General features: G+C 62.3%; 19 protein-coding genes. 7 read left to right on the top strand and 12 right to left on the bottom strand.

The features are described from left to right. From iolD to C8C92_RS12540, 5 genes are all read right to left on the bottom strand, one after another. Positions 1 to 1,827 (bottom strand): 3D-(3,5/4)-trihydroxycyclohexane-1,2-dione acylhydrolase (decyclizing), encoded by a 1,827-nt coding sequence (iolD, locus tag C8C92_RS12560; protein WP_116744106.1) that lies wholly within the window; start codon positions 1,825 to 1,827, stop codon positions 1 to 3. Continuing rightward, entirely contained in the window at positions 1,824 to 3,770 is a 1,947-nt protein-coding gene (iolC, locus tag C8C92_RS12555; protein WP_116744105.1) for a 5-dehydro-2-deoxygluconokinase, read from the bottom strand. Before iolC ends, iolD begins: the two co-directional genes overlap by 4 nt. An 8-nt stretch (positions 3,771 to 3,778) precedes the next feature. After that, positions 3,779 to 4,564, bottom strand: a complete 786-nt coding sequence (locus tag C8C92_RS12550; RefSeq protein ID WP_099759614.1) for an ATP-binding cassette domain-containing protein — start codon at positions 4,562 to 4,564, stop codon at positions 3,779 to 3,781. Between the two features lie 3 nt (positions 4,565 to 4,567). After that, the gene (locus tag C8C92_RS12545; protein WP_099764169.1) at positions 4,568 to 5,689 is read right to left on the bottom strand and encodes an ABC transporter permease; all 1,122 of its coding nucleotides are present in this window, start codon (positions 5,687 to 5,689) and stop codon (positions 4,568 to 4,570) included. A 170-nt stretch (positions 5,690 to 5,859) separates the two neighbouring features. Beyond that, positions 5,860 to 6,864 (bottom strand): sugar ABC transporter substrate-binding protein, encoded by a 1,005-nt coding sequence (locus tag C8C92_RS12540; protein WP_116745944.1) that lies wholly within the window; start codon positions 6,862 to 6,864, stop codon positions 5,860 to 5,862. A 260-nt stretch (positions 6,865 to 7,124) separates the two neighbouring features. Here C8C92_RS12540 and C8C92_RS12535 point away from each other — a divergent pair, with 260 nt between their 5' ends. From C8C92_RS12535 to C8C92_RS12525, 3 genes are read left to right on the top strand one after another with little or no spacing between them, the layout of a single operon-like run. Continuing rightward, positions 7,125 to 7,991 (top strand): MurR/RpiR family transcriptional regulator, encoded by an 867-nt coding sequence (locus C8C92_RS12535; protein WP_099759615.1) that lies wholly within the window; start codon positions 7,125 to 7,127, stop codon positions 7,989 to 7,991. Then, positions 7,984 to 8,970, top strand: a complete 987-nt coding sequence (iolG, locus tag C8C92_RS12530) for an inositol 2-dehydrogenase (RefSeq protein ID WP_116744104.1) — start codon at positions 7,984 to 7,986, stop codon at positions 8,968 to 8,970. Before C8C92_RS12535 ends, iolG begins: the two co-directional genes overlap by 8 nt. Before the next feature lie 28 nt (positions 8,971 to 8,998). Further along, entirely contained in the window at positions 8,999 to 10,021 is a 1,023-nt protein-coding gene (locus tag C8C92_RS12525) for a Gfo/Idh/MocA family oxidoreductase (RefSeq protein ID WP_116744103.1), read from the top strand. 15 nt (positions 10,022 to 10,036) lie between these two features. Here the strand turns inward: C8C92_RS12525 and C8C92_RS12520 are convergent, their stop codons facing one another. Both C8C92_RS12520 and C8C92_RS12515 read right to left on the bottom strand, forming a co-directional pair. Then, positions 10,037 to 10,333 carry an addiction module antidote protein gene (locus tag C8C92_RS12520; protein ID WP_207780997.1) on the bottom strand — a complete coding sequence of 99 codons (297 nt, stop codon included), beginning with the start codon at positions 10,331 to 10,333 and terminating at the stop codon, positions 10,037 to 10,039. 7 nt (positions 10,334 to 10,340) lie between these two features. Continuing rightward, entirely contained in the window at positions 10,341 to 10,703 is a 363-nt protein-coding gene (locus C8C92_RS12515; protein WP_116745943.1) for a type II toxin-antitoxin system RelE/ParE family toxin, read from the bottom strand. A 232-nt stretch (positions 10,704 to 10,935) separates the two neighbouring features. Between C8C92_RS12515 and C8C92_RS12510 the strand changes: the two genes are divergently transcribed. Both C8C92_RS12510 and C8C92_RS12505 read left to right on the top strand, forming a co-directional pair. After that, on the top strand, positions 10,936 to 12,153 hold the full coding sequence (locus C8C92_RS12510; RefSeq protein ID WP_116744101.1) for a hypothetical protein: 1,218 nt from the start codon (positions 10,936 to 10,938) through the stop codon (positions 12,151 to 12,153). A gap of 20 nt (positions 12,154 to 12,173) precedes the next feature. Further along, positions 12,174 to 13,208, top strand: coding sequence for a ParB/Srx family N-terminal domain-containing protein (locus C8C92_RS12505; protein ID WP_207780996.1), 1,035 nt, complete (start codon positions 12,174 to 12,176; stop codon positions 13,206 to 13,208). Between the two features lie 69 nt (positions 13,209 to 13,277). Here C8C92_RS12505 and ugpC read toward each other — a convergent pair whose 3' ends face one another. The 5 genes from ugpC to C8C92_RS12480 form a co-directional block, all read right to left on the bottom strand. Next, positions 13,278 to 14,387 (bottom strand): sn-glycerol-3-phosphate ABC transporter ATP-binding protein UgpC, encoded by a 1,110-nt coding sequence (gene ugpC / locus C8C92_RS12500; RefSeq protein ID WP_116744100.1) that lies wholly within the window; start codon positions 14,385 to 14,387, stop codon positions 13,278 to 13,280. 9 nt (positions 14,388 to 14,396) lie between these two features. Then, complete coding sequence (locus C8C92_RS12495; RefSeq protein WP_071077886.1) at positions 14,397 to 15,272, bottom strand: carbohydrate ABC transporter permease; 876 nt, start codon at positions 15,270 to 15,272, stop codon at positions 14,397 to 14,399. Next, entirely contained in the window at positions 15,269 to 16,153 is an 885-nt protein-coding gene (locus C8C92_RS12490; RefSeq protein ID WP_071077887.1) for a sugar ABC transporter permease, read from the bottom strand. The genes C8C92_RS12495 and C8C92_RS12490 overlap by 4 nt, the downstream gene beginning before the upstream one ends. Positions 16,154 to 16,266: 113 nt before the next feature. Next, entirely contained in the window at positions 16,267 to 17,520 is a 1,254-nt protein-coding gene (locus tag C8C92_RS12485) for an ABC transporter substrate-binding protein (RefSeq protein WP_099759620.1), read from the bottom strand. A 245-nt stretch (positions 17,521 to 17,765) separates the two neighbouring features. Next, positions 17,766 to 19,052 (bottom strand): carbohydrate porin, encoded by a 1,287-nt coding sequence (locus tag C8C92_RS12480; protein ID WP_116744099.1) that lies wholly within the window; start codon positions 19,050 to 19,052, stop codon positions 17,766 to 17,768. A 344-nt stretch (positions 19,053 to 19,396) separates the two neighbouring features. Between C8C92_RS12480 and C8C92_RS12475 the strand changes: the two genes are divergently transcribed. Then, positions 19,397 to 21,310, top strand: a complete 1,914-nt coding sequence (locus tag C8C92_RS12475) for a glucokinase (RefSeq protein ID WP_116744098.1) — start codon at positions 19,397 to 19,399, stop codon at positions 21,308 to 21,310. Then, positions 21,294 to 22,391, top strand: coding sequence for a LacI family DNA-binding transcriptional regulator (locus C8C92_RS12470; protein ID WP_116744097.1), 1,098 nt, complete (start codon positions 21,294 to 21,296; stop codon positions 22,389 to 22,391). Before C8C92_RS12475 ends, C8C92_RS12470 begins: the two co-directional genes overlap by 17 nt. Positions 22,392 to 22,406 lie beyond the last annotated feature (15 nt).

Below are 22,406 nucleotides of genomic sequence, written 5' to 3'. Positions count from 1 at the left end.
TCAATTCCTTTGTTTCAGACGGTCAAGTTCATAACGGGCGCGCGCAGCTTGCACGCCTGGCTGGGTGGAAACCTCGGGCACGGCCACTTCCCACCAGCAACCACCCTCTTCTGTCGTGCGCGTGTCGTCCGTATTGATGCAGATCAGATACGTACGCGGTGCGGCGCGGGCGCGCAGCATGGCCTGTTCCAGTTCAGCAATCGACCCCACGTGTTCGCTCATGGCGCCCAACGACCGCGCATGCAGCGCAAAGTCGATCACGGGGGCGCTGTCGGGCAACATATTGTTGAACGAGGCATTGCCGCACGCCTGCTGCAAGCGGTTGATGCAGCCATAGCCCCTGTTGTCGAGCACAACAATAATCAGTTTTTTGTCCAGCATGACGGAAGTGGCGATTTCCGAATTCATCATCAGGTAGCTGCCATCGCCCACCATGACGATCACCTCGGCATCCGGCTTGGCCATCTTGACGCCGAGGCCGCCGGCAATCTCGTAACCCATGCATGAGTAGCCGTATTCCATGTGGTAGCCGCCCGGTGTTTCCGTTCGCCACAGCTTGTGCAGTTCGGCCGGCAAGGTGCCTGCCGCGCAGACGACGATGTCGCGGGTGGTGGAGTCCTCGGATGAACGCTGCACGGCGCCGATGACTTCGCCGTCATACGGCAAGCCGGCCACTTCCCTTTTCCCGGTGATGGACGCCACCGTCGCGCGCCAGGCATTGCCCGCCTGCTGCGCCCGGTCCAGCCAGTGGCCCGCGCTGTTCCAGCTGCCCAGTAGCCGCGACAGGCCCTGCAAGCCAAGCGTCGCATCCGCCTGCAGCCCCATGCCCCGGCGTTTCAAGGCGTCAAAACTGTTGACGTTCAGGCTGAGCAGTTGCGCCTGCGCAAACAGGGAGTTGGAACCCGTGGTGAAATCCTGCAGGCGCGTGCCGACGGCCAGCACCACGTCCGCATCAAACGCCAGGGCATTCGCCGCAGGCGAACCCGTCACGCCGATGGCGCCCAGTTGCAAAGGATGGTCCCACGGCAAGGCACTCTTGCCCGCTTGGGTTTCCGCCACGGGGATGCCATGCCGCTCGGCAAACGCCTGCAAGGCAGCGCTGGCCTTGCCGTACAGCACGCCGCCACCAGCGACGATCAGCGGCTGTCTGGCGTTTTTCAATAGCAGCGCCGCTTCTTCCAGCTCCTGCTCGACGGGCGGCACGGCGCGGAAACGCACGATGCGCGGCTCGAAAAAGTCGGCCGGATAGTCATACGCCATCGTCTGCACGTCTTGCGGCAGCGACAAGGTGACGGGACCGCAGGCGGCCGGGTCCGTCAAGGCGGCAATGGCGCGCGGCAGGGCCGTCAGCAATTGCTCCGGATACACGATGCGGTCAAAGTAACGCGACAGTGGCTTGAACGCATCGTTGACCGAGACGCTGCCGTCGCTGGCATCTTCCAGCTGCTGCAGCACCGGGTCCGGCGCCCGCGACACGAAGACGTCGCCCGGCAGCAAGAGCACGGGCAAGCGGTTCACGTGCGCCAGCGCGGCGGCTGTCAGCAAGTTGGTGGCGCCCGGGCCGATGGAACTGGTGACGGCCATCATGCGCCGGCGCATGTGCGCTTTCGCATAGGCAATGGCCGAGTGCGCCATCGCCTGCTCGTTGTGGGCGCGATATGTGGGGAAGCTGTCGCGGTACTGGTACAGCGCTTCGCCCAGGCCAGCGACATTGCCATGGCCAAAGATGGCGAAGGCGCCGCCGAACAGCGGCTGTCCATCGTCCGTGCGCAAGGCAGCCAGGTAGCGCACCAGCGCCTGGGCCATGGTTAAACGAATCGTACTCATGCTGCACGCTCCAGGCGGTTGCGCGTGCGTTGCCACAAGCTGATGAGTTGTTCGAAGTTGGCGCGCACGGCGGCGATCAGGCCCGCATCGTCGAGGTCGCCGGCCAGCCAGCGGCGGCTCGGTTCCTGGAAGATGGTGCGCCCCACCATGAAGCCGCGGCAGGTGGTGCTGGCACTGGCTTGCTCAAAACTGGCGGCCAGTTTCTCGATCGGGGCATTCAAGCCCAGCAAGACAACGCCACGGCAATACGGATCGCGCTCGTGCACGAGGGCATCGATGGCTTGCCATTGCTTGGCCGACATGCTTTCCAGCTTCCACCATTCCGGATAGATACCCAGGTTGTACAGGCGTTTGACGGCGCGCAAGACGGTATCGTCACTGTGCGGCAGTGATTCCGACGGTATGACTTCGAGCAACAGTTCGTGACCGCTCACTTGCGCCGCGTCATACAGGGCCTTGATCTGCGCTTCCTGTTCCAGCCGGTTTTCCACGGTGTCGTCCGGGTGCAGCTGCACCAGGCATTTGATCACGTGTTCCTTTGGCCAGCTGAGCAGATGCGAACCGATGGAGCGGCCCCAGTCGAATTGCAGCGGATTCGATCCCGGCAATTCCACGGGACGGCCTATCCACCAGCCCCGCCCCGTCGCATCGTTGAGCGCGTCGACGCCATAGCGGCCATCGATCAGCACGCCCGTCTTGCCGGCCAGCTGCAAGGCCGTTTCCGTCTGCGCCACGGCTTGCACCATCAATTGCTTCAAGGCCGAGATACGCGATTCGGCTGCGCCCGTTTGTTGCGCCAGCTCAAAGAATTGCGTGCGATGGTCGAAGGCAAACACGCATAATTCATCCCATTGCTGGCGCGCGACCGTGGTGCGGTGCAAACGCGACAAGGTGGCGTCCTGGTCCGGCTGCGTCAGCTTGGCAGCATTGGCCAGGAAATAGTCGAGCTCGACGGGCGACGGCATGGCCGGTGCGCAGCCGTGGCGCGAGACGACCAGGGCGCCGCAGCCATTCGCGTAGCGGCAGCACGCTTCATAATCCTCGCCGCGCAGCCAGCCTTTCAGGAAGCCCGAGAGGAACGCATCGCCCGCACCGAGCACGTTCAGCACTTCCACGCGCACGCCACGGTAGTTATAGGCATCGTCGAGGCTTTGCGGAATGGTGGCGTCGATGACGGCGCTGCCCAGCGGGCCCCGCTTGACGACCAGGGTGGCCAGGGTAGCGGCCCGCACGGCGCGCAGGGAGGCCATGATGTCCGCGCCGCCGCCGGCGATCATGAACTCCTCTTCCGTGCCGACGATCAAGTCGAACTGCGGCAGGATCGCCTGCAAATGGCTGGTCACGCCATCGTTCGAGACGAAACGCGTTTCGCCGTCCGCCTTGCCCGACAAGCCCCACAGCACGGGCCGGTAATCGATGTCGAGCACGGTGCGCACGTTGTTGGCGCGGGCCAATTTCAATGCTTGCGTGCTGACGGCGTGCATGGCACTGGTAGAAAAATGCGTGCCAGTGATCAACAGCGCTTTGCTCGATGCAATGAAGGCCGCATCCACCGACGCCGCGTCGATGGCCATGTCGGCGCAATTTTCCCTGTAGAAGATCAGGGGGAAGGTGTTTTTATCCTTGATGCCCAGCATGACGAGGGCCGTGAGGCGGTCGCGGTCGATGCCCACATGGCTGACGTCGCAGCCCTCTTTCGACAAAGTATCGGTGAGGAAACGGCCCATGTGGTCGTCGCCCACTTTCGACAGCATGGCCGATTTGAGGCCCAGGCGGGCCGTGCCGAAGGCGATGTTCGCCGACGAGCCGCCCAGGTACTTGGCGAAACTGGTCGCGTCTTCCAGGGTGCTGCCGATCTGCTGCGCATACAGGTCCACCGCCAGGCGGCCCAGGCAAATCACGTCGAGCGCGCGGCCCTGGGCAAATTGTGTCGGGTTATTCATGGTTATCCTTAAATCGTGACACCGTCGAGTTCAGCCATCAGCGTTTGCATTTCCGCACCGCCCGCCATCATGTCGAGTACTTCATCCTTGGAAACGGTTTCCTTGGTGTAAGTGCCCAGCGACTTGCCCCGGTTCAAGAGGGTGAACGAGTCGCCCACGGGGTAGGCGTGGTGCACATTATGGGTAATAAAGATCACGGACAAGCCCCGTTCGCGCGCCTTGTAGATCAGTTTCAGCACGTTGAACGACTGCTTCACGCCCAGCGCGGCCGTCGGCTCGTCGAGGATCAGCACGCGCGCGCCGAAGTGGATAGCGCGGGCAATCGCCAGGCACTGGCGTTCGCCGCCCGACATGGTGCCCACGGCCTGGTGCGGATCGCGCACCATGATGCCCATTTCGGCCAGTTTGTCGCGCGCCGTGGTGGCCGCATACTCCATATCCATCACGGGCAGCACGCCGAACATTTTTTTGATCGGCTCGCGGCCCATGAAGAAATTGCGCGCCACCGATAGCAAGGGCACCAGCGCCAGGTCCTGGTAGACGGTGGCCACGCCCAGGTCGAGCGCCTCTTTCGGCGAATTGAAGCTGACGGGCTTGCCATCGACCAGGTATTGCCCGCTGGTAGGCCGGTGCACGCCGGCCAGGGTCTTGATCAGGGTCGACTTGCCGGCGCCGTTGTCGCCCAGCAGGCAATGCACTTCGCCCGGTTTCAGGCGCAGGGTGACGTTTTGCAGGGCGATGACGGAGCCGAAACGTTTGCTGATGTTTTCCAGCGCAAGGATGTATTCGCTCATGGCTTATCTCGCTTCCGTGACACGTGCACGGACAAAGTTGTTGAACAGTACCGCGATCAGCAGCATGACGCCGAGGAAGACGCGGAACCAGTCCGAATTGATATTCGTATAAGTAATTCCGATCTGCACCACGCCAAAGATCAGCGCGCCGAAGCAGGCGCCGACAACGGAACCGTAGCCGCCCGTCAGCAAGGCGCCGCCGATGACGGCCGCGATGATGGCTTCGAATTCCTTTTGCATGCCGCGGTCGGCGGCAGCCGATCCCACGTCAAATACTTGCAGCGTGGCAAACAGGCAGGCGCAGAAGGCGGTGAAGACAAACAGCGATACCTTGATGGTTTTCACGGGCACACCCACGTTCTTGGCCGCGTTGGCGTCGCCGCCGACGGCGAAGATCCAGTTGCCGATGCGGGTGCGAGCCAGGACGAAGCCGGACACCAGCGCCAGGCCGGCCCACCAGACGATGACTTTCGGTATGCCCTTGACCAGCGGCGCGCCATTGTCAAGCGCCGTGATCCAGCCCGCCTTGGCCATCCAGGCGAACAGCGAGGTGCCCACTTCGCCATGGAACAGGGTCGTGGCCAGCCAGTCGTCGGCGGCCAGCGCGCCGATGCCGCTGACGATGGTGCGGTTGGCAAACATGATGGACAGGGCCAGGGTCAGGCCGCGCAAGATGAACAGGAAGGCAAGGGTGACGATAAACGACGGCAAGCGCGTCTTGATGACCAGGTAGCCGTTGAGCCAGCCCAGCGCCATCGAACCGGCAAAGGCGAACAGGATGGCAGCCCACACGGGCCAGTGGAAATACACGGAAGGGATGGCGATCATCATGCCGGAAAAGCCGATCATGGAGCCGATCGACAGGTCGAATTCGCCGGCGATCATCAGCACGCAGGCGCCGATGGCGATGATGCCCAGGTAGGCGGCCACTTGCGCCCAGTTGATCACGCCGTCGAGGTTGAACATGCCAGAGTCGCCGGCCGTCAGGATGAAGAAGGCGAACACCAGGATGGCGCCCGAGATCGAGGCGAACTCGGGACGGCTGAACAGCCGCTTGAGCCAACTGACCTGCCCCACGCGCTCATCGGCAGCCTGTTTTTGCGGCGGCGTGCCCGAGGCGGCCATGCCGCCCTGTTCCACGCTGAATTTCACGGTACTCATGCTATGTCTCCCTTGTTTTATAGCAACCTGCCAGCCTCGACAACAATTTCAGGGCGGCAGGACCCGCGCGCCGGCAAGCTTGGCCTGCGCGCGGGGACAACAACCAAGTCTTGATTGAATTGAAAAGCGGGTGCTTAACGGAACTGGCCGGCGTATTTTTCCACCTTGCCGATATTGTCCTTGGTGACATACCCAGGACCGGAACCGATATGGCGCGGGCCATACGATGGTGCCAGGCCGTATTCGGCCAGGCGCGCCTTGAACTTGGCGTTATTGATCAGCTTTTCGCGTACCTTGGCCATGTCGTTGGTCTTGTCCTGCTTCATGATGGCCAGCACGGCAACGGGGATGTAGCCTTGCAGGTAGGGTTGCTGGTCGATGGCGAACTGGATGCTGCCATCCTTGATCGCTTTCGAGATTTCATCGGACAGGTCGAACGTGGCAAACCACATCTTGCCCTTCAAGCCCATTTTTTCCAGCGCCTTGAGCGAAGCGTGGGCCGAGGTGGGGCCCAGCGCCAGCACGGCTTGCGTCTTCGGATTGTTGCGCAGGTAGGCGCTCAGCTTGCTTTCGATGGTGGTCGGATCTTCGCCCGCATCCAGGGTGGCAGCCTTGAAGTCGACGCCGATCGCATCGGCAAAACCACGGCAGCGCTCGAACGACGATGGATTCGTCGCGTAATGGTTGACGCAGACGAAGGACTTGATGCCGGCCGCCTTGGCTTTTTCGCCGGCGCCCTTGCCTGCCTCGTATTCAGGCTGGCCCACATGCATCACGGCGCCCAGCTGTTCGCTTTGCGCCAGGGTGCCCGAGTTGATCGTGATGAAGGGGATTTTCTTCGCCGCCACCAGGCCCAGCGGTTTTTGCAGCACGCTGAAATCGGCGATGCTGACGATCACGCCATCGTAGTTGCGGGCCGCCGATTGCTCGACCAGGCGCGCCATGTCGGCCAGGTCGCCATTCGGCGGGTTGCGGTAGTCGACGCTGACATTGAAGTCTTCACCTGCTTGCTTGACGGAATTTTTGATCGTATTCCACCAGGAATCGGAATCGGGCGCATGGCTGATCAACACGAATTTCTCGCCCGCCGCGTGGCTGGCGTTCATGCCCAGACCCAGTCCCAGGCCGAGGCCCAGCATGGCCAGGCTCTTCAGAAATCCCTTACGCTTATTGCTTTGCATGAATGTCTCCTTGAAGGATTAATTTTTATAGTTGCCAGCTTTTGAAGCGTGTCAACGGGGAGCCGGAAAGCCGGCAAGACCCGATGCACTGCGCACAGCTTAGGCCACAAAAAAGACAAATGCAATAAAATTTTCAAAATAAATTTAAATAGAAAATCATTTCTATTTTCTGAATTCACTCCTATAATTCTCGCCAGAACCAGCCCAAAGGAAACAACATGGCAGCCACCGCCCCCATCGAACAACTGATGCAACACATCGCTGCCGAGTACGACAATCTGTCGCGCCAGTTGAAAGTCATCGCCCAATACATTGAAAAGCACCGGGCCAGCCTGATGCTCGAACGCATCAGCGACATCGCCACCGCTTGCGACGTGCAGCCGTCCGCCATCGTGCGTTTCGCGCAGCGCTTCGGCTACACGGGCTTTTCCGAAATGCAGGATGTGTTCCGCCAGGCTTATACGGACCAGGCCGGCGCCACGCCCGATTACCAGCAGCGCATCCGCAAGCTCATTTCCACACGCGACTCTGCCCTCAGCGCAGGCGACCTGACGCGCGAATTCGTCGGCGCCAGCCGTGCCGGCCTGGACGACCTGGCGGCAGGACTCGACGACGCGCAGCTGGAAGCGGCCGTCAATCTGCTGTTAAAAGCAGAAAATATTTATGTGATCGGCGTGCGCCGGTCCTTTCCGATCGCCTCCTACATCGCCTACGCGCTGGAACACACGGACAAGCGTGTGCACCTGATTAGCGGACTGGGCGGCATGCACCGCGAACAGATGCGCAGCGTGCGCGAACGCGATGTGGCGATCGCCATCAGTTTCTCGCCTTACGGCAAGGAAACCCAGCAGTGCATCAAGGCGGCGCAAGACAAGGGCGCCAAGGTCCTGGTGATTACCGACAGCAAACTGGCCCCGCTCGCGCGGGCCGCCGACGCGCTGCTCACCGTCACCGAGGGCAGCGCCTTCGCCTTCCGCTCGCTGACCAGCACCATCTGCCTGTGCCAGGCGCTGTTCATCGCGCTGGCATATAAATTAGAGCTCGACATCGAAGAAATCCACACCCCAGGAGAACATGATGATTGAAGTAGCATTGTTCGGCGCCGGACGCATCGGCAAAATCCACGCAGCCAACCTGGCTGCCCAACCCGGCGTGCAGTTCAAGTACGTGGTCGACGTCAACCAGGAAGCGGCGGCCGCGCTGGCCGGCTTGCATGGTGGCAGCAGCGCCACGGTGGAAGCGGCGCTGGCCGACCCGGCCATCAAGGCCGTCGTCATCGCGTCCAGCACGGACACCCACGCGGACCTGATCCTGCGTTCGGCCGCCGCCGGCAAGGCTATCTTTTGCGAAAAACCCGTCGACCTGACACTGGACCGGGCGCGCGCCTGCGCCGCCGCCGTCAAGGAAGCCAAGGTCATGTGCATGCTGGGCTTCCAGCGCCGCTACGACCCCACTTTCAATGCCGTCAAGACACGGATTGAGGCGGGCGAAATCGGCACGCCGGAGTTGCTCATTGTGACCAGCCGCGATCCTGGCCCGCCACCGGTCAGCTACATCAAGGTGTCGGGCGGCATCTTCAAAGATATGCTGATCCACGATTTCGACATCTTCCGCTGGATACTCGACGACGAAGCCGTCAGCGTGCACGCCACAGGCAGCTGCCTCGTCGATCCAGCCATCGGCGAGGCGGGCGATCTGGACACGGCCGTCGTCACCATCCGCACGGCGAAAGGACGTTTGTGCCAGATAAATGCCTCGCGCCGCGCCGCCTACGGCTACGACCAGCGCTTCGAAGTGCTGGGCAGCGCCGGCATGCTGCAGGCGGGCAACCACAAGCCGACGGAAGTGACGGCATATGGCGCCATCAACGTCAGCGTGGACAAGCCGGAAGACTTCTTCCTGGAACGCTATCGCGTGGCGTACGCGCAGGAAATGGCGCACTTCTTTGACGCCCTCAGCCACGGCACGCCGCTGCGCACGACCGTGCACGATGGCTTGAAGGCACTGGAACTGGCCGAAGCGGCGACCCTGTCCTGGCGCGAACAGCGCGTGGTCACTTTATAAACCAATAATAAAAATATCTGGAGACAGCATGTCATCCCCAACATTAAAAGTCGGCATCGTCGGCCTGGGCCGGCTGGGCCAGCGCCACGCCATCAACCTGGCGCAGCGCGTGCCCAATGCGCAAGTGGTCGCCGCCTGCAGCCCCGTGCCAGCCGAACTGGGCTGGGCGGCCAGCACACTGGGCATCACCACCGGCTATGCCGACTACGACGCCTTGCTGGCCCATCCGGGCCTGGACGCCGTGTTTCTCGTCACGCCCACCTCGCTGCATGCGGACCAGATCATCGCCGCCCTGCGCGCAGGCAAGCATGTATTTTGCGAAAAGCCGCTGTCGCTGGACCTGGCCGATTGCCTGAAGGTGGAAGCGGAAGCGGCGCGCCACCCGCAGCTGACCATCATGATCGGCTTCGTGCGGCGTTTCGACGCCAGCTACCATGACGCGCAGCAAAAGATCGCCCAGGGTGTCATCGGCAAGCCGTATCTGGTGCGTTCGCAAACCTGTGACCAGAACGACCCGAGCGGCGCCTTCATGCGCTTCGCCCCCACCAGCGGCGGCATCTTCCTCGACTGCAGCGTGCACGACATCGACCTGGCGCGCTGGCTGCTGGGCAATCCCGTGCCCAAGCGCGTGTATGCCAGCGGCACCAACGCCATCCACACGGGCTTGCAGGCGTTCGGCGACGTCGACAACGGCCTGGCCACGGTCGAGTTTAGCGATGGCAGCATGGCCAGCTTCATGGCCTCGCGCACCATGGCGCATGGCCATGAAACCCTGACGGAAGTGTTCGGCACGGGCGGCCGCCTGGCCGTGGGCAGCAATCCGCGCCTGAACCGGGTGGAAATCTCGGATGCGCATGGCGTGCGCAATGAATGCACGCCGGACTTCTATGCACGCTTCGCCGACGCTTTTTTGATCGAGGCGCAGGAGTTTACGGATGCGGCACTGGGCCGGCGCACGCTGTCACTGACCTTGCACGATGCGACGGAAGCGACGCGCATCGGCCTGGCCATGACGCAAGCGATGCGCGAGGCAAGGCCCGTCGAGTTTTAAGCCACAGGCAGGGACTCAGGCAGCCGGCGCAGGAAATGGACGTTCGGGCTGTTTGGGTTCCACGGCCAGGCGCAAGCCCATGGCGTCGAGGATGGCCGTCAAGGTGCTCAAGGACGGATTGCCATCGGGCGACAAGGTGCGGTACAGCTGGGTAGGATTGAGCTTGGCCGCCTGCGCCACGGCAGGCACGCCGCCAAAGGCGCGCGTCAGCTGGCGCAGCACGGCCAGCAGTTCGCCGTGATCGCCATCGACGAGGATATTGTTGATCAATTCAAGGGCGAAGGCGGGATCGTCGCGGTACAGCTCAGCCATCGCTGCGTCATGCGAGCGGTCTCTCGGTGGTTTGCTTAGTTCCTCTTTCATGTCCTCTCTCCCTCCAGTCGTGCCAGCAGGCACAGGCGTACTCGATATCTTTCGGTTGGGTGCGCTTGTCGCCTCCGCACAGCAATAAAATGATCTGTTCCCCGGCAATGGCGTAGTAAATACGGTAGCCTGCACCCACATCGATGCGCAATTCCCACACGCCGTCGTGGCAAAATTTATGGTCGCCAAAATTACCAGGCATCATGCGCAGCACGCGCCGCACGATGGCCACCCTGGCCGTATTGTCGCGCTGGCGTTTCAGCCATTCCGTATATAAATCCCTGCCCGATGACGTCAGATAGTGCCGGATCTCATACATCATATTCGTCCATAAACGAAAGAAGGTCAAGGGGAAAATCACGTGAATACAAAAGATCTCGCCATCTTGCGACCAAACCGCGTGACGCAGGTGCCGAATGCCGGGATCACTGATGTATATCAAGATGCGTTCCCCCAGTTACTGTAAAGAAATGATGTGGTGCGTACACGCCTTCACACATCCGATTGCGCTATACAATAAGCGCTGCCCAACCGCGAAAAATCCTGCCGCCATGACGCACAACGACAGCAACTCCCCTTCCCTCGCCGACGTGGCCGAACACTACGTCAAGCTGGTCCTGGCCATGGGCCAGCACGATGCCTCATATGTCGATGCGTATTACGGCCCGCCCGCATGGCAGCAAGACGTGGTCAAACAGCCACGGAGTTTGAGCGATATCAAGGATGGCGCAAACGCGGCGCTAGCCCTGCTGGCTGATGACGCATCCTTGCGCGCCGTCAACCTGTGCAAGCAGTTGCAAGCGGTACTGGCCAAGGCCGACATGCCGCAGGGGGCACGCCTCGATTTCGATACGGAAAGCGCATGCCTGTACGACGCCGTTTCGCCCCACCACAGCCGCGCATACTACGAGGCACTGGTGGCGGAAATTGACGCCTTGCTGCCCGGCGAGGGCACAGTCAGCGACAGGGTCAACGCCTTGCGTGCGCAACTCGTCATTCCCGCCGACAAGCTGCGCGCCGTCATGGAGGCGGCCATCCGCGCAGGCCGCGAACGCACCCTGCAGTACATCGCCCTGCCGGAAGGCGAAGACTTCGTGCTGGAATTCGTCTGCGACAAGCCATGGAGCGGCTACAACTGGTACAAGGGCAACTACCAGAGCGTGATCCAGATCAATACGGACTTGCCCGTGTATATCGATCGTGCCGTCGATCTCGGTTGCCACGAGGCCTATCCGGGCCACCACGTCTACAACGTGCTGCTCGAACGCGACCTGGTGCGCGGCAAAGGCTGGATGGAGTACTGCATTTATCCGCTGTATTCGCCGCAATCGCTGATCGCCGAAGGCACGGCCAATTACGGCATCGAACTGAGTTTTACGGATGCGGAACGACTGAATTTCGAGCAGCAAGTGCTGTACCCGCTGGCCGGCCTGGACCCGGCGCTGGCGCCCCGCTATGCGCAACTCAATGCGCTGCTGGCCAAACTCGGCTACGCCGACAACGACATCGCGCGCCAGTACCTCGAAGGCAGCATCACGCGCGAAGAAGCGCTGGAATGGCTGGTCAACGTACGCCTGTATCCAGCCGAGAAATCGGCGCAGCGCCTGCAGTTCTACGATGCCATGGGTGCTTATGTCATCAACTACAACCTGGGCCAGGACATGGCGAAAGCCTATGTCGAACGCCAGGGCAGTACGCGCGCCGAGCACTGGGCCGCCTTCCGCGATTTGATGTCCTCGCCGCGCGTGCCCAGCGCGCTGCTGGCATGAGGCGCGCACAGGAGAGTCGCATGCACACCACGCACACTGCCAGCGCCCTGCTGCTGGCCCTGTCCTTCAGCCATGCGGCATGGGCCAAGGATGCCGCCGTCGCCACGGCACCGGCACCGGCACCGAGTGCGCGCCAGCAGGCGCTGATGGCCACCGTCGTGGGCAGCGCCGCCCATCCGCGCATCCTGCAGGTGCGCCTCGATGAACTGCACCCGACCCAGCCCGCGATCGGTTACGACCAGGTGTACTACAAGCTGGGACGCTATGCGGCCGAAGAAAAACACATCGCCGACATCGCCAGGCCGAAGAAATTCGCCGACCTGTGCGAGGCCAATGGCCAGGGCGACGTCTTGCCCAACACGGCCAATGTGCCAGGTGCCAGCCTGGCCGCGCCACCGGCCAGCTACCGCTGCAAGGCGGCCGTGGGCAGCCGCCCGGACGACATGAAGAGCGTCGTCATCGGCCCGCGCGGCGTCGTGTACCTGACCGATGGCCACCACACGTTTTCCACCTTTTGGGAGGCCGATGGCGGGCGCAATCATCAATTGAAAGTCTGGGTCAAGGTCAGCGACAATTTCAGCGCACTGGGCGAAGCGGCGTTCTGGACGCGCATGCGCGCAGAAAACAAGGTGTGGCTGAAAAATGGCAGGAACCAGGCCATCACGCCGCAGCAGCTTCCACCCGCCATCGGCCTGGCATCGCTGGGCGACGACCCGTACCGCTCGCTCGTCTACTTTACGCGTGAGATCGGCTACAAGCCGCCCGCGCAGGCCACGGAATTTCTCGAGTTTTACTGGGCCGGCTGGCTGCGCGGCAAACCGGCGCTGGACCTGGCGCGCATCGACCTGCTTGATCGCGCCGCGTATGCCGGCGTCATCCTGCAAGCGGCACAGGCCATGGTGGCGCTGCGGCCCGATGACATCGTCAGCGGCGGCAAGCGCGCCGCTGACCTGGGCGCACTGGACAAGGTCGAGCGCGAAACGCTGGAAGAATTGACGCAGAACAAAGGCAAGCTGGGCTACGCCATCGCGTACAGGAAATCGCTGGCGCAATAATCGCCGGCGCAAACAACAACGGCCCGCCTGTCAGCTGACAGGCGGGCCGTTTTCTATTGCAGGTGCCGCTTACGCGATGCGTTCGCCATTGGCCGGATCAAACAGTGCCGCTTTCGACAGGTTGAACGACAGCTGCATGGTCTGCCCCGGCAGCACGGCTTCGCGCGGGTGCGTGCGGCACGTCACGGCCGCGCCGTTCAGGCGCGTCGTCAGCAGGGTATCCGGGCCGGTCGGCTCGACCAGGTCGATCAGACAACCGAGTTCCTGGCCCACGTCGCCGTGCGCGCTGCTCATGTCCGTGATCTGTTCCGGACGCACGCCCAGGACCACGTCGCGGCCCGCGTAGGCGCGCAGCTTGTCGGCGTCGAAAGGCAAGGCCAGGCGCATGCTCTTGCCCGCGTTGTCGATGGCGACAAACACCTCGTTACCCTCGATGACAGGCTTGACGGTAATGAAATTCATCGATGGCGAGCCGATGAAGCCTGCCACGAACAGATTCGCCGGATTGTCGTAGATTTCCTGCGGCGTGCCCAGTTGCTGCACCACCCCATCCTTCATGACGGCGATCAGGTCACCCATGGTCATCGCTTCGATCTGGTCATGCGTGACGTAGACGATGGTCGCTTTCAGGCGCTGGTGCAGCAGCTTGATCTCGGCGCGCATTTCCACGCGCAGCTTGGCGTCCAGGTTCGACAGCGGTTCGTCGAACAGGAACAGCGAAGGCTTGCGCGAAATGGCGCGGCCCATGGCCACGCGCTGGCGCTGGCCACCCGACAGCTGCGCCGGACGGCGGTCCAGCAAGTGCGTGATCTGCAGCGTTTCGGCAACGCGGGCGACGATTTCTTCCTGCTCCGCCTTCGGCACCTTTTTCACGTTCAGGCCAAACGCGATGTTTTCGCGCACCGTCATCGACGGATACAGCGCATACGACTGGAACACCATGGCGATGTCGCGGTCCTTCGGCGGCAGGTCGTTGACGACCTTGCCGTCGATGAGGATCTCGCCCGAGGTGACGCTTTCCAGGCCGGCCACCATATTGAGCAAGGTCGATTTGCCGGAGCCGGAGCCGCCGACGAGGATCAGGAACTGGCCATCCTTGATCTCGATGTCGATGCCTTTCAGGACTTCGACGCCATTCGTGTACACCTTGCGGATACCGCGTATCGATAAACTGGACATATTATTTCCTTAACCTTTGACTGCGCCTGCGGTCAGACCGCGCACAAAATATCGGCCTGCGACCAGATAGACCAGCAGGGTAGGCAGCGCGGCAATTACCGCGGCCGCCATGTTGACGTTGTATTCCTTCACGCCCGTGGACGTGTTGACCAGATTGTTCAAGCCCACCGTGATCGGTTGCGAATCGCCGCTGGCGAAGACGATGCCGAACAGGAAGTCGTTCCAGATCTGCGTGAACTGCCAGATGATGCAGACGACGAAAATCGGACCCGAAATCGGCAGCACGATCTTGCGGAAGATCAGGAAGAAGCCGGCGCCATCGATGCGCGCCGCCTTGATCAGTTCTTCCGGCACGCCGATGTAGTAGTTGCGGAAGAACAGGGTCGTGAACGCCGTGCCGTACACCACGTGCACGAAGACCAGGCCCGTGGTGGTGTTGGCCAGGCCGAATTCGCCCAGCAAACGCGCCATCGGCAGGATCACCACCTGGAACGGAATGAAGCAGCCCACCAGCAAGGCGGCGAACAGCATTTCCGAACCACGGAAGCGCCAGTGCGCGAACACGTAGCCGTTGAAGGCGCCCAGGAAGGTCGAGATCAGCACGGCTGGTATCACCATCTTGATCGAGTTCCAGAAGAACGGCTGCATGCCGTCGCAAGTGACGCCGGTGCAGGCCGAAGACCAGGCCTTGGACCAGGAATCGAACTGCCATACGTGCGGCAAGGCCAGCAGGTTGCCGCTGCGGATCTCGTCGAGCGACTTGAACGACGTCGACAGGGTCACGTACAGGGGCACGATGTAGTACACCGCGAACAGAATCAGCAGCAGGTACAACACCACCCGTCCCAGGGTGAGTTTGTTGTTACGTGTAGGAGTGTGTGTCATCTCATCGCCTTTGCGCTGCGCGTTTCCAGGTACATCAGCGGCACGAGCACGGCCACGATGGTGGCCAGCATCATCATTGCCGATGCCGAGCCCAGGCCCAGCTGGCCGCGGGTGAAGGAAAACTGGTACATGAAGATGGCCGGCACGGACGACGAGTTGCCAGGTCCGCCAGCCGTCAGTGCGATGACCAGGTCGAAGCTCTTGATGGCGATATGCGCCAGGATCAGCAGCACGCTGAAGAACACGGGCCGCATGGCGGGAATCACGATGCGCCAGTAGATCGTCGGCAGCGAGGCGCCGTCGACTTGCGCCGCCTTGATGATTTCATCATCGATGCCGCGCAGGCCGGCCAGGAACAAAGCCATGACAAAGCCCGACGATTGCCACACGCCGGCGATCACCACCGTGTAGATGGCCATGTCGGAGTTCACCAGCCAGTCGAAGGTGAACGAGGTCCAGCCCCAGTCGTGCATGACCTTTTCCAGGCCCAGACTGGGATTGAGCATCCATTTCCAGGCCGTACCGGTGACGATGAAGGACAGCGCCATCGGATACAGGTAGATGGCGCGCAGCGCGCCTTCGGCGCGGATTTTCTGGTCCAGCAGGATCGCCAGGAACAGGCCGATGGCGATGCTGCAACCGATGAACAGGACACCGAAGATGCCGAGGTTCTTGAGCGAGGTCCACCAGCGCTCATTGTCGAACAGCTCGACGTATTGCACCAGGCCGGCGAACTCGTAGTTCGGCATCAGCCGCGATTCGGTCAGCGACAGCCAACCGGTCAAAAAGATAAAACCATAGACGAATAGCAGACTGGCGATGAGCGTGGGGCCCAGCACCATCTGCGGTATCCATCGGTCGAATTGCTTGCGTATGGACATAGGAGAGCCGTAGAGAGAACTGCGTGTGGCGCCGGCCTGGATGAACACCAGGGCGGGCGCCTGCGATGCATGCGATGCAGCGGGCGCCGGCGGGAGTGCCGGCGCCGGCGTGATTACTTCACTTTTGCCGCTTTGGCCAAGGCTGCAACCGCGTCTTTCGAGCTCATGTTGGTATTCATGAACTTGGCGATGACGTCGGTGACGGCGCCTTGCGTGGCCGATGGCAGCGCCATGCCGTGCGCGAACGATGGCACCAGGCCGCCGGTCTTGTTGGTGGCGTCCATGTCTTCCATCGATTTCAGGGCGCAAGCGTCAAACTTGTCCTTCGATACGCCGGAACGCACGGGGATGGAACCCTTGTTCAGGTTGAAGATCGACTGGAACTTCGGATTCATGATGGCGTTGGCCAGGGCGATCTGCCCTTTCTTCGCATTCGCATCCTTTTGCGTGAACATGGCAAACGAATCGATGTTGAAGGTGTAAGCCTTGTCCGTGCCAGGCGCTGCCACGCACAGGTAGTCCTTGCCCGGCACCTTGCCGGCGGCCGTGAACTCGCCCTTGGCCCAGTCGCCCATGAACTGGAAGCCGGCCTTGTTGTTGATGACCATGGCGGTGGCCAGGTTCCAGTCGCGGCCGGCCGCATCCTTGTCGATGTAGGTCTTCACCTTGCCCAGGGTGTCGAACACCTTGAGCATGGTCGGGCCGGTCAATTCCTTCTGGTCCAGCTTGAGGATGGCCTTTTTGTAGAATTCCGTGCCGCCCACGCCCAGCGCGACCGATTCAAACACGGTGGCGTCCTGCCAAGGCTGGCCGCCGTGGGCGATCGCGATGCCGCCCGATTTCTTGATTTTCTCGGCCGCGTCGAAGAACGCATCCCAAGTGGTCGGGGTGGTGGCCACGCCGGCTTTTTTCAGCACTTCCGGATTGACCCACATCCAGTTGACGCGGTGGACGTTGACGGGAGCGGCAACGTAGTGACCCTTGTATTTCATGATGTCGGCGACGACTTTCGGCAGCACGGCATCCCATTTGCCTGGAACGGCGGCATCATCGATATTGGCCAGCACGCCTTCCGCGCCCCACTCCTGGATCGATGGACCCTTGATCTGGGCGGCCGTTGGCGGGTTGCCGGAAATGACGCGGGTTTTCAGCGCGGTCGCGGCGTTTTCGCCAGCGCCACCAGCCACGGCGAAGTCTTTCCAGCCGAAGCCGCTTTCTTTCACGATTTGCTGCAACTGGCCCACGGACTTCGCTTCGCCGCCGGAGGTCCAGTAGTGCAACACTTCCACGTCGGTCGCAAAGGCGCTGCCGGCAAATGCCAGGGTGGTCAGTGCGGCCAGTTGGGTAATCTTGAATTTCAGTTTCATCTCCACATTCCTTTTTTGATCAAGCTTTTAGGGGGCTTCGGCATACGGGGGCCGAAAAAGGTGAAATCTGCGCCTGTACCGGCGCTCTTGTGCTCAGACCCGCTTGCAAACGGGCATCATCTTCTGTGAAAAGACGGCGCCGTGATCCATGACATGCTTACATCGTATTTATATCACGGGACGGCGCCAAAAACGCATCCGCGAAGGATGCGCCAGGTTGATCTAGACTTACGACGCCTGCAAACTTAGAACCAGGTTTCCACTTGGAAACCATACGACGTGCCGCTGGTATTGTTGTTGTAGATCGGGCCGCCGTTGTTCGACGTATTGACCGACGCGGTGGCCGCATCGTTCCATTTGCCGTAGGTAACAAAAGCGCGCAGTTCAGGACGCGACCACAAGCCAGGACCGGCCGAGATCGTCGGCGCGATGGTCAGCTTGGTCAAACGCTTGGCCGGCAGGCCGCCCGCTTGCGTCACGCGATCCGTGCCCAGTTCGCCCACCAGTTTGAAGTTGTCGGTGAATGCATACACAGGACGCACGCCAACCGAGGTCCAGGTCGAGGAACCTTTGGCGTTCGACTCGTCTTTTTGCCACAGGGCGACGAATTCCATGCCGAAGTTGGCCATCGGCTGGATCGCCATGTCATTGAAGATGCGCGTGCGCTTGACGTCCGAACCGAAATTGGTGTCGCCCGACGCGCCGAACTGCGCGCCATTGCCGGTACCAGGACCGACGCCGTACTGCACGCCGAAGGTGTTGCCGCCGCCGAACACTTTACCTTGACGGTGGAAGGCCGACAGTTGCCAGCCGTTATTGCGCTTGCCAGTGGCGACATCATCCTTGCCTTCACCGATGATGTAGGTCGCGGCCAGGTCCAGGGTGCCGTTTGCATTGACGGGAATCTCGCCAAAGATGAAGTTCTGGCGCACGGCCGATTTGGTGTTGACGCCGCCGTTCGGCAACGCGATCTTGATGTCGTTGTCCTTGAAGAAGGCATACGAGAATTTACCCGGGCCCGCAGGAATGCGGTCCAGGCCGGCGCCCGTGCCGTTCATGTTGATGTATTGCAGATCCAGCATGTGGATGTCAGGACGGTAGTAGAAGCGTTTACCGATCCAGGCCGTGCCGCCGTTCAGGAAATCGAGTCCCTGCGCTTCGACGTAGGCCTTGACGATGCCCAGCTTGTTGTCGCCGAAATCGGAGTTTGGCGCGTAGGCGTTGACCCAGATGGTGGCCAGGTAGTTCACGCCGCCGGACTTGGCGACGGACTTGGTGTAGCCGAATTCCGTGTAGGCGTCGCACTCATTGCCCAGACGGTATTTCATGGTATTGCCGCCCAGACCGAAGCAGCCTTGCGAACCGCCGTCGCCCGACGTATTGCTGCCGGCGCCGGCGCGCAGGTAGCCATGGAAGCCTTCGGAGTCACTTGGGTACATGGGGTCGGCAGCAGCGGAACCGCTGGCGATGGCTAAGACGATGGCAGCTGGCAGCGTTTTCAACACGGCCTTCAACATGGTGCGATGCAGCATGGTAAGTCTCCTCAGTAGTTATTTTTTATCTAGTCATTCGTGGCCGAATGTACTGGCCAGAATTCTTTCCAGCAGGGACATAGTAACTATACTACGAACAAATATCAACATATTATGTTGTAATCCTACGACTACTCTGCGACACTTTATTTGCGTACTGATGTGCGAGTTGACTGCCCTGTTTTTCCGCTGGCGCCAGCGTTTCTGGCGCTGCATGCAGGCATTTGCGCAGGCACCCTGCATTTTTCGGCACGCGGCACGTATACGAATTAAAATCCTTGGTTTTTGCCCATAACGACAGTGCGCCGCCACGACCGCGCACGCAGACGAGACTAAGCAGCGCCATGAAAATTGATGAAAAAATGGAAGTAGCAGGCAGCGATCCGGCGGAGCGTTTCAGTGAAGGGCCGCGTTTGCTGGCCGACATCGGCGGCACCAATGCCCGCTTCGTGCTCGAAACGCGCCAGGGCCACCTGGAAGCGGTGGCCGTGCTGCCCTGCGACGACTACGCTTCGCTGCTCGACGCCATCACCGCGTATATGGATAGCAGCGAGGCGCGTGCCGCCGGTTCGGCGCGCGTGCGCCATGCGGCCATCGCCATCGCCAATCCCATCGACGACGACAATATCCGCATGATGAACCATCACTGGTTCTTCTCGATCGAAGCGATGCGCGCAGCGCTGGGCCTCGACACACTGCTGGTGGTGAACGACTTCACGGCGCTGGCCATGGCCCTGCCCTACCTGCGGCCCGACCAGCGCCTGCAGATCGGCGGCGGCATGGCGCGCGCCGACAGCGTCATCGGCCTGCTCGGTTCGGGCACGGGCCTGGGTGTGTCGGGCATGATTCCCGCCGAAGACCGCTGGATCGCGCTGGGCAGCGAAGGGGGCCACGTCAGCTTCGCGCCCTGCGACCAGCGCGAGATGGACGTGCTGTCCTTCGCCTGGCGCGAACTGTCGCACGTCTCGGCCGAGCGCCTCGCCTCCGGGCGCGGACTGGAACTGATCTACCGCGCCCTGTCCGAGCGCGCAGGCAAGCCCGATGCGCCGCCGCTGCTGGCGGCCGACATCACCAGCCGCGCCCTGAACAATGAATGCGACGTGTGCATCGAAGCGGTGGACTGCTTTTGCGCCATCCTCGGCTCCATCGCCGGCAACGTGGCCATGACGCTCGGTGCGCTGGGCGGCATCTATATAGGCGGAGGCATCGTGCCGCGCCTGGGTCCCCTGTTCGAACAGTCGCAGTTCCGCGCCCGCTTCGAACAAAAGGGCCGCCTGAACGAATACCTGGCGCAGATCCCCACTTTCCTGATCACGGCCGAACTGCCTACTTTTCTGGGCATCGCCGCCATCCTGGCGCAAAAGCTCAAGCGCGCCCATTCCGGCGCACCCGTGCTCGAATCGGTGCGCCAGGCGCGCGGGCGCATGAGCCCCTCGGAATGCAAGGTGGCCGACTGGGTGCTGAAAGAGCCGAACGCCATGCTCACCTTGCCGATCGCCGAAATCGCCCAGAGGGTCGGCGTGAGCCAGCCGACCGTGATGCGCTTTTGCCGCTCGATCGGCGTGCAGGGCCTGGCCGACTTCAAATTGAAGCTGGCGTCCGGCCTGACGGGCGGCGCCATCACGGTGGCGCACTGCCACGTGGAAATCTCGGACTCCGACGCGGAACTGGCGCGCAAGGTGCTGGGCAATAACGCCTCGGCCGCACTGGCCCTGCGCGACATGCTCGACGTGAAGGCGCTGACGGCCGCCATCGAACTGCTGCGCGCAGCGCAGCGCGTGGAATTGCTGGCCGTGGGCAGCGCCCGCGTGGTGGCCGACGACATGCAGCACAAGCTGCTCAACTTGGGTATCGTCAGTAGCTTCTTTGCCGATCCGCAGGCGCAGGAAATGAGTGCCGCCATGCTGAAACCAGGCGACGTGGCGCTGGTCATTTCCCGCTCGGGCGCCCTGCCCGAGCTGCTGCGCACCGTCAAGGTAGCGCAGGGCTGCGGCGCGCGCGTGCTGGCCATTACAGCCAGCGGTTCGCCGCTGGCCAAGCTGGCCGACGTGCTGCTGACCCTGAACCACCCGGAAGGCAACCTCAATTTCGTGCCCATGATCGTGCGCCTGCTGCAGCTGATGATGCTCGATATCCTGTCCGTGGGACTGGCGCGGCGCGACACGGCGCAGCGCACCAGCGCCGCCGAACTGGAAGAGGGTCAATTGCACGGCATGCGCATCAGCGGCAAGCTGAAATTCGGTGGCCACCTCGAATAAGGCGGCGCACGCCGCCCCCGCCTCCTCCGACGCCGCCAGCGGTGCCACCGTGCATGACGTGGCGCGCGTGGCCGGCGTATCGGCCATGACGGTGTCGCGCGTCATCAACGGACGCGCCAGCGTCAGCGCGGCCACGCGCGACAAGGTCGAGGCGGCGATCGCCAGCCTGCACTACCAGCCCAACCTGGCGGCCAGATTCGCCCGCACGGGCACCCTGCGCATCGGCCTGCTGTACAGCAACCCCAGCGCCGCCTTCCTCAGCGAATTTTTAGTTGGCGCCATGGATCAATGCCGCCAGGGCGGCGGCCAGTTGCTGCTCGAACGCTGCGAAGACATCGACAGCCAGCGCGCCGGCATCGCCTGCCTGGTGGCGGCCGGCGTGGACGGCATCCTGGTGCCGCCGCCCCTGTGCGATTCGCCGGCAGTGCTGGCGCAGCTGAACCAGATGGGCATCCCCGCCATCGCCGTGGCCACGGCGCGCCCCTCGCCCGATGTGTCGGCCGTGCGCATCGACGACTATGAAGGCGCGCTGGCCATGACGCGCCATCTGCTCGCGCTGGGCCACCGCGACATCGGCTTCATCGAAGGCGATCCGGCGCACACGCCCGCCCTGCTGCGGCGCCAGGCCTTCGAGGACGCCATGCGCGAAGCGGGCTTGCAGGTGCCGCCGCACAGGGTGGCGCAAGGCTACTTTACGTATCGTTCGGGACTGGACGCGGCGCGCCAGTTGCTGGCGCAAACACCGCGCCCCAGCGCCATCTTCGCCAGCAACGACGACATGGCCGCCGCCACCCTGGCCGTGGCGCACGGCATGGGCTTGCAGGTGCCGGCCGAATTGAGCGTGTGCGGCTTCGACGACACGCCCGTCGCCACCACCGTCTGGCCCGAGCTGACCACCATCCACCAACCCATCGCCGACATGGCGCGCGCCGCCGTCAGTCTCGTCATCGACGAAATCCGCCAGCGCCGCGCGGGGGAAACGGCGCCCGCCACGCATCGCCTGATGGAATTTACGCTGGTCGAGCGGGCATCGTCGGGCAGGTATGCGCCGCTGGCGGCAAAGGGCCAGCGCAGACCTTGACGCTGGCAGAACAGG

The sequence above is a fragment of the Janthinobacterium sp. 78 genome, from assembly GCF_003096775.1.
Taxonomy (GTDB): Bacteria; Pseudomonadota; Gammaproteobacteria; order Burkholderiales; family Burkholderiaceae_D; genus Janthinobacterium; species Janthinobacterium tructae.
The sequence above is the reverse complement of the archived record's forward strand: the minus strand, read 5'-3'. Positions and strand labels throughout refer to the sequence as shown.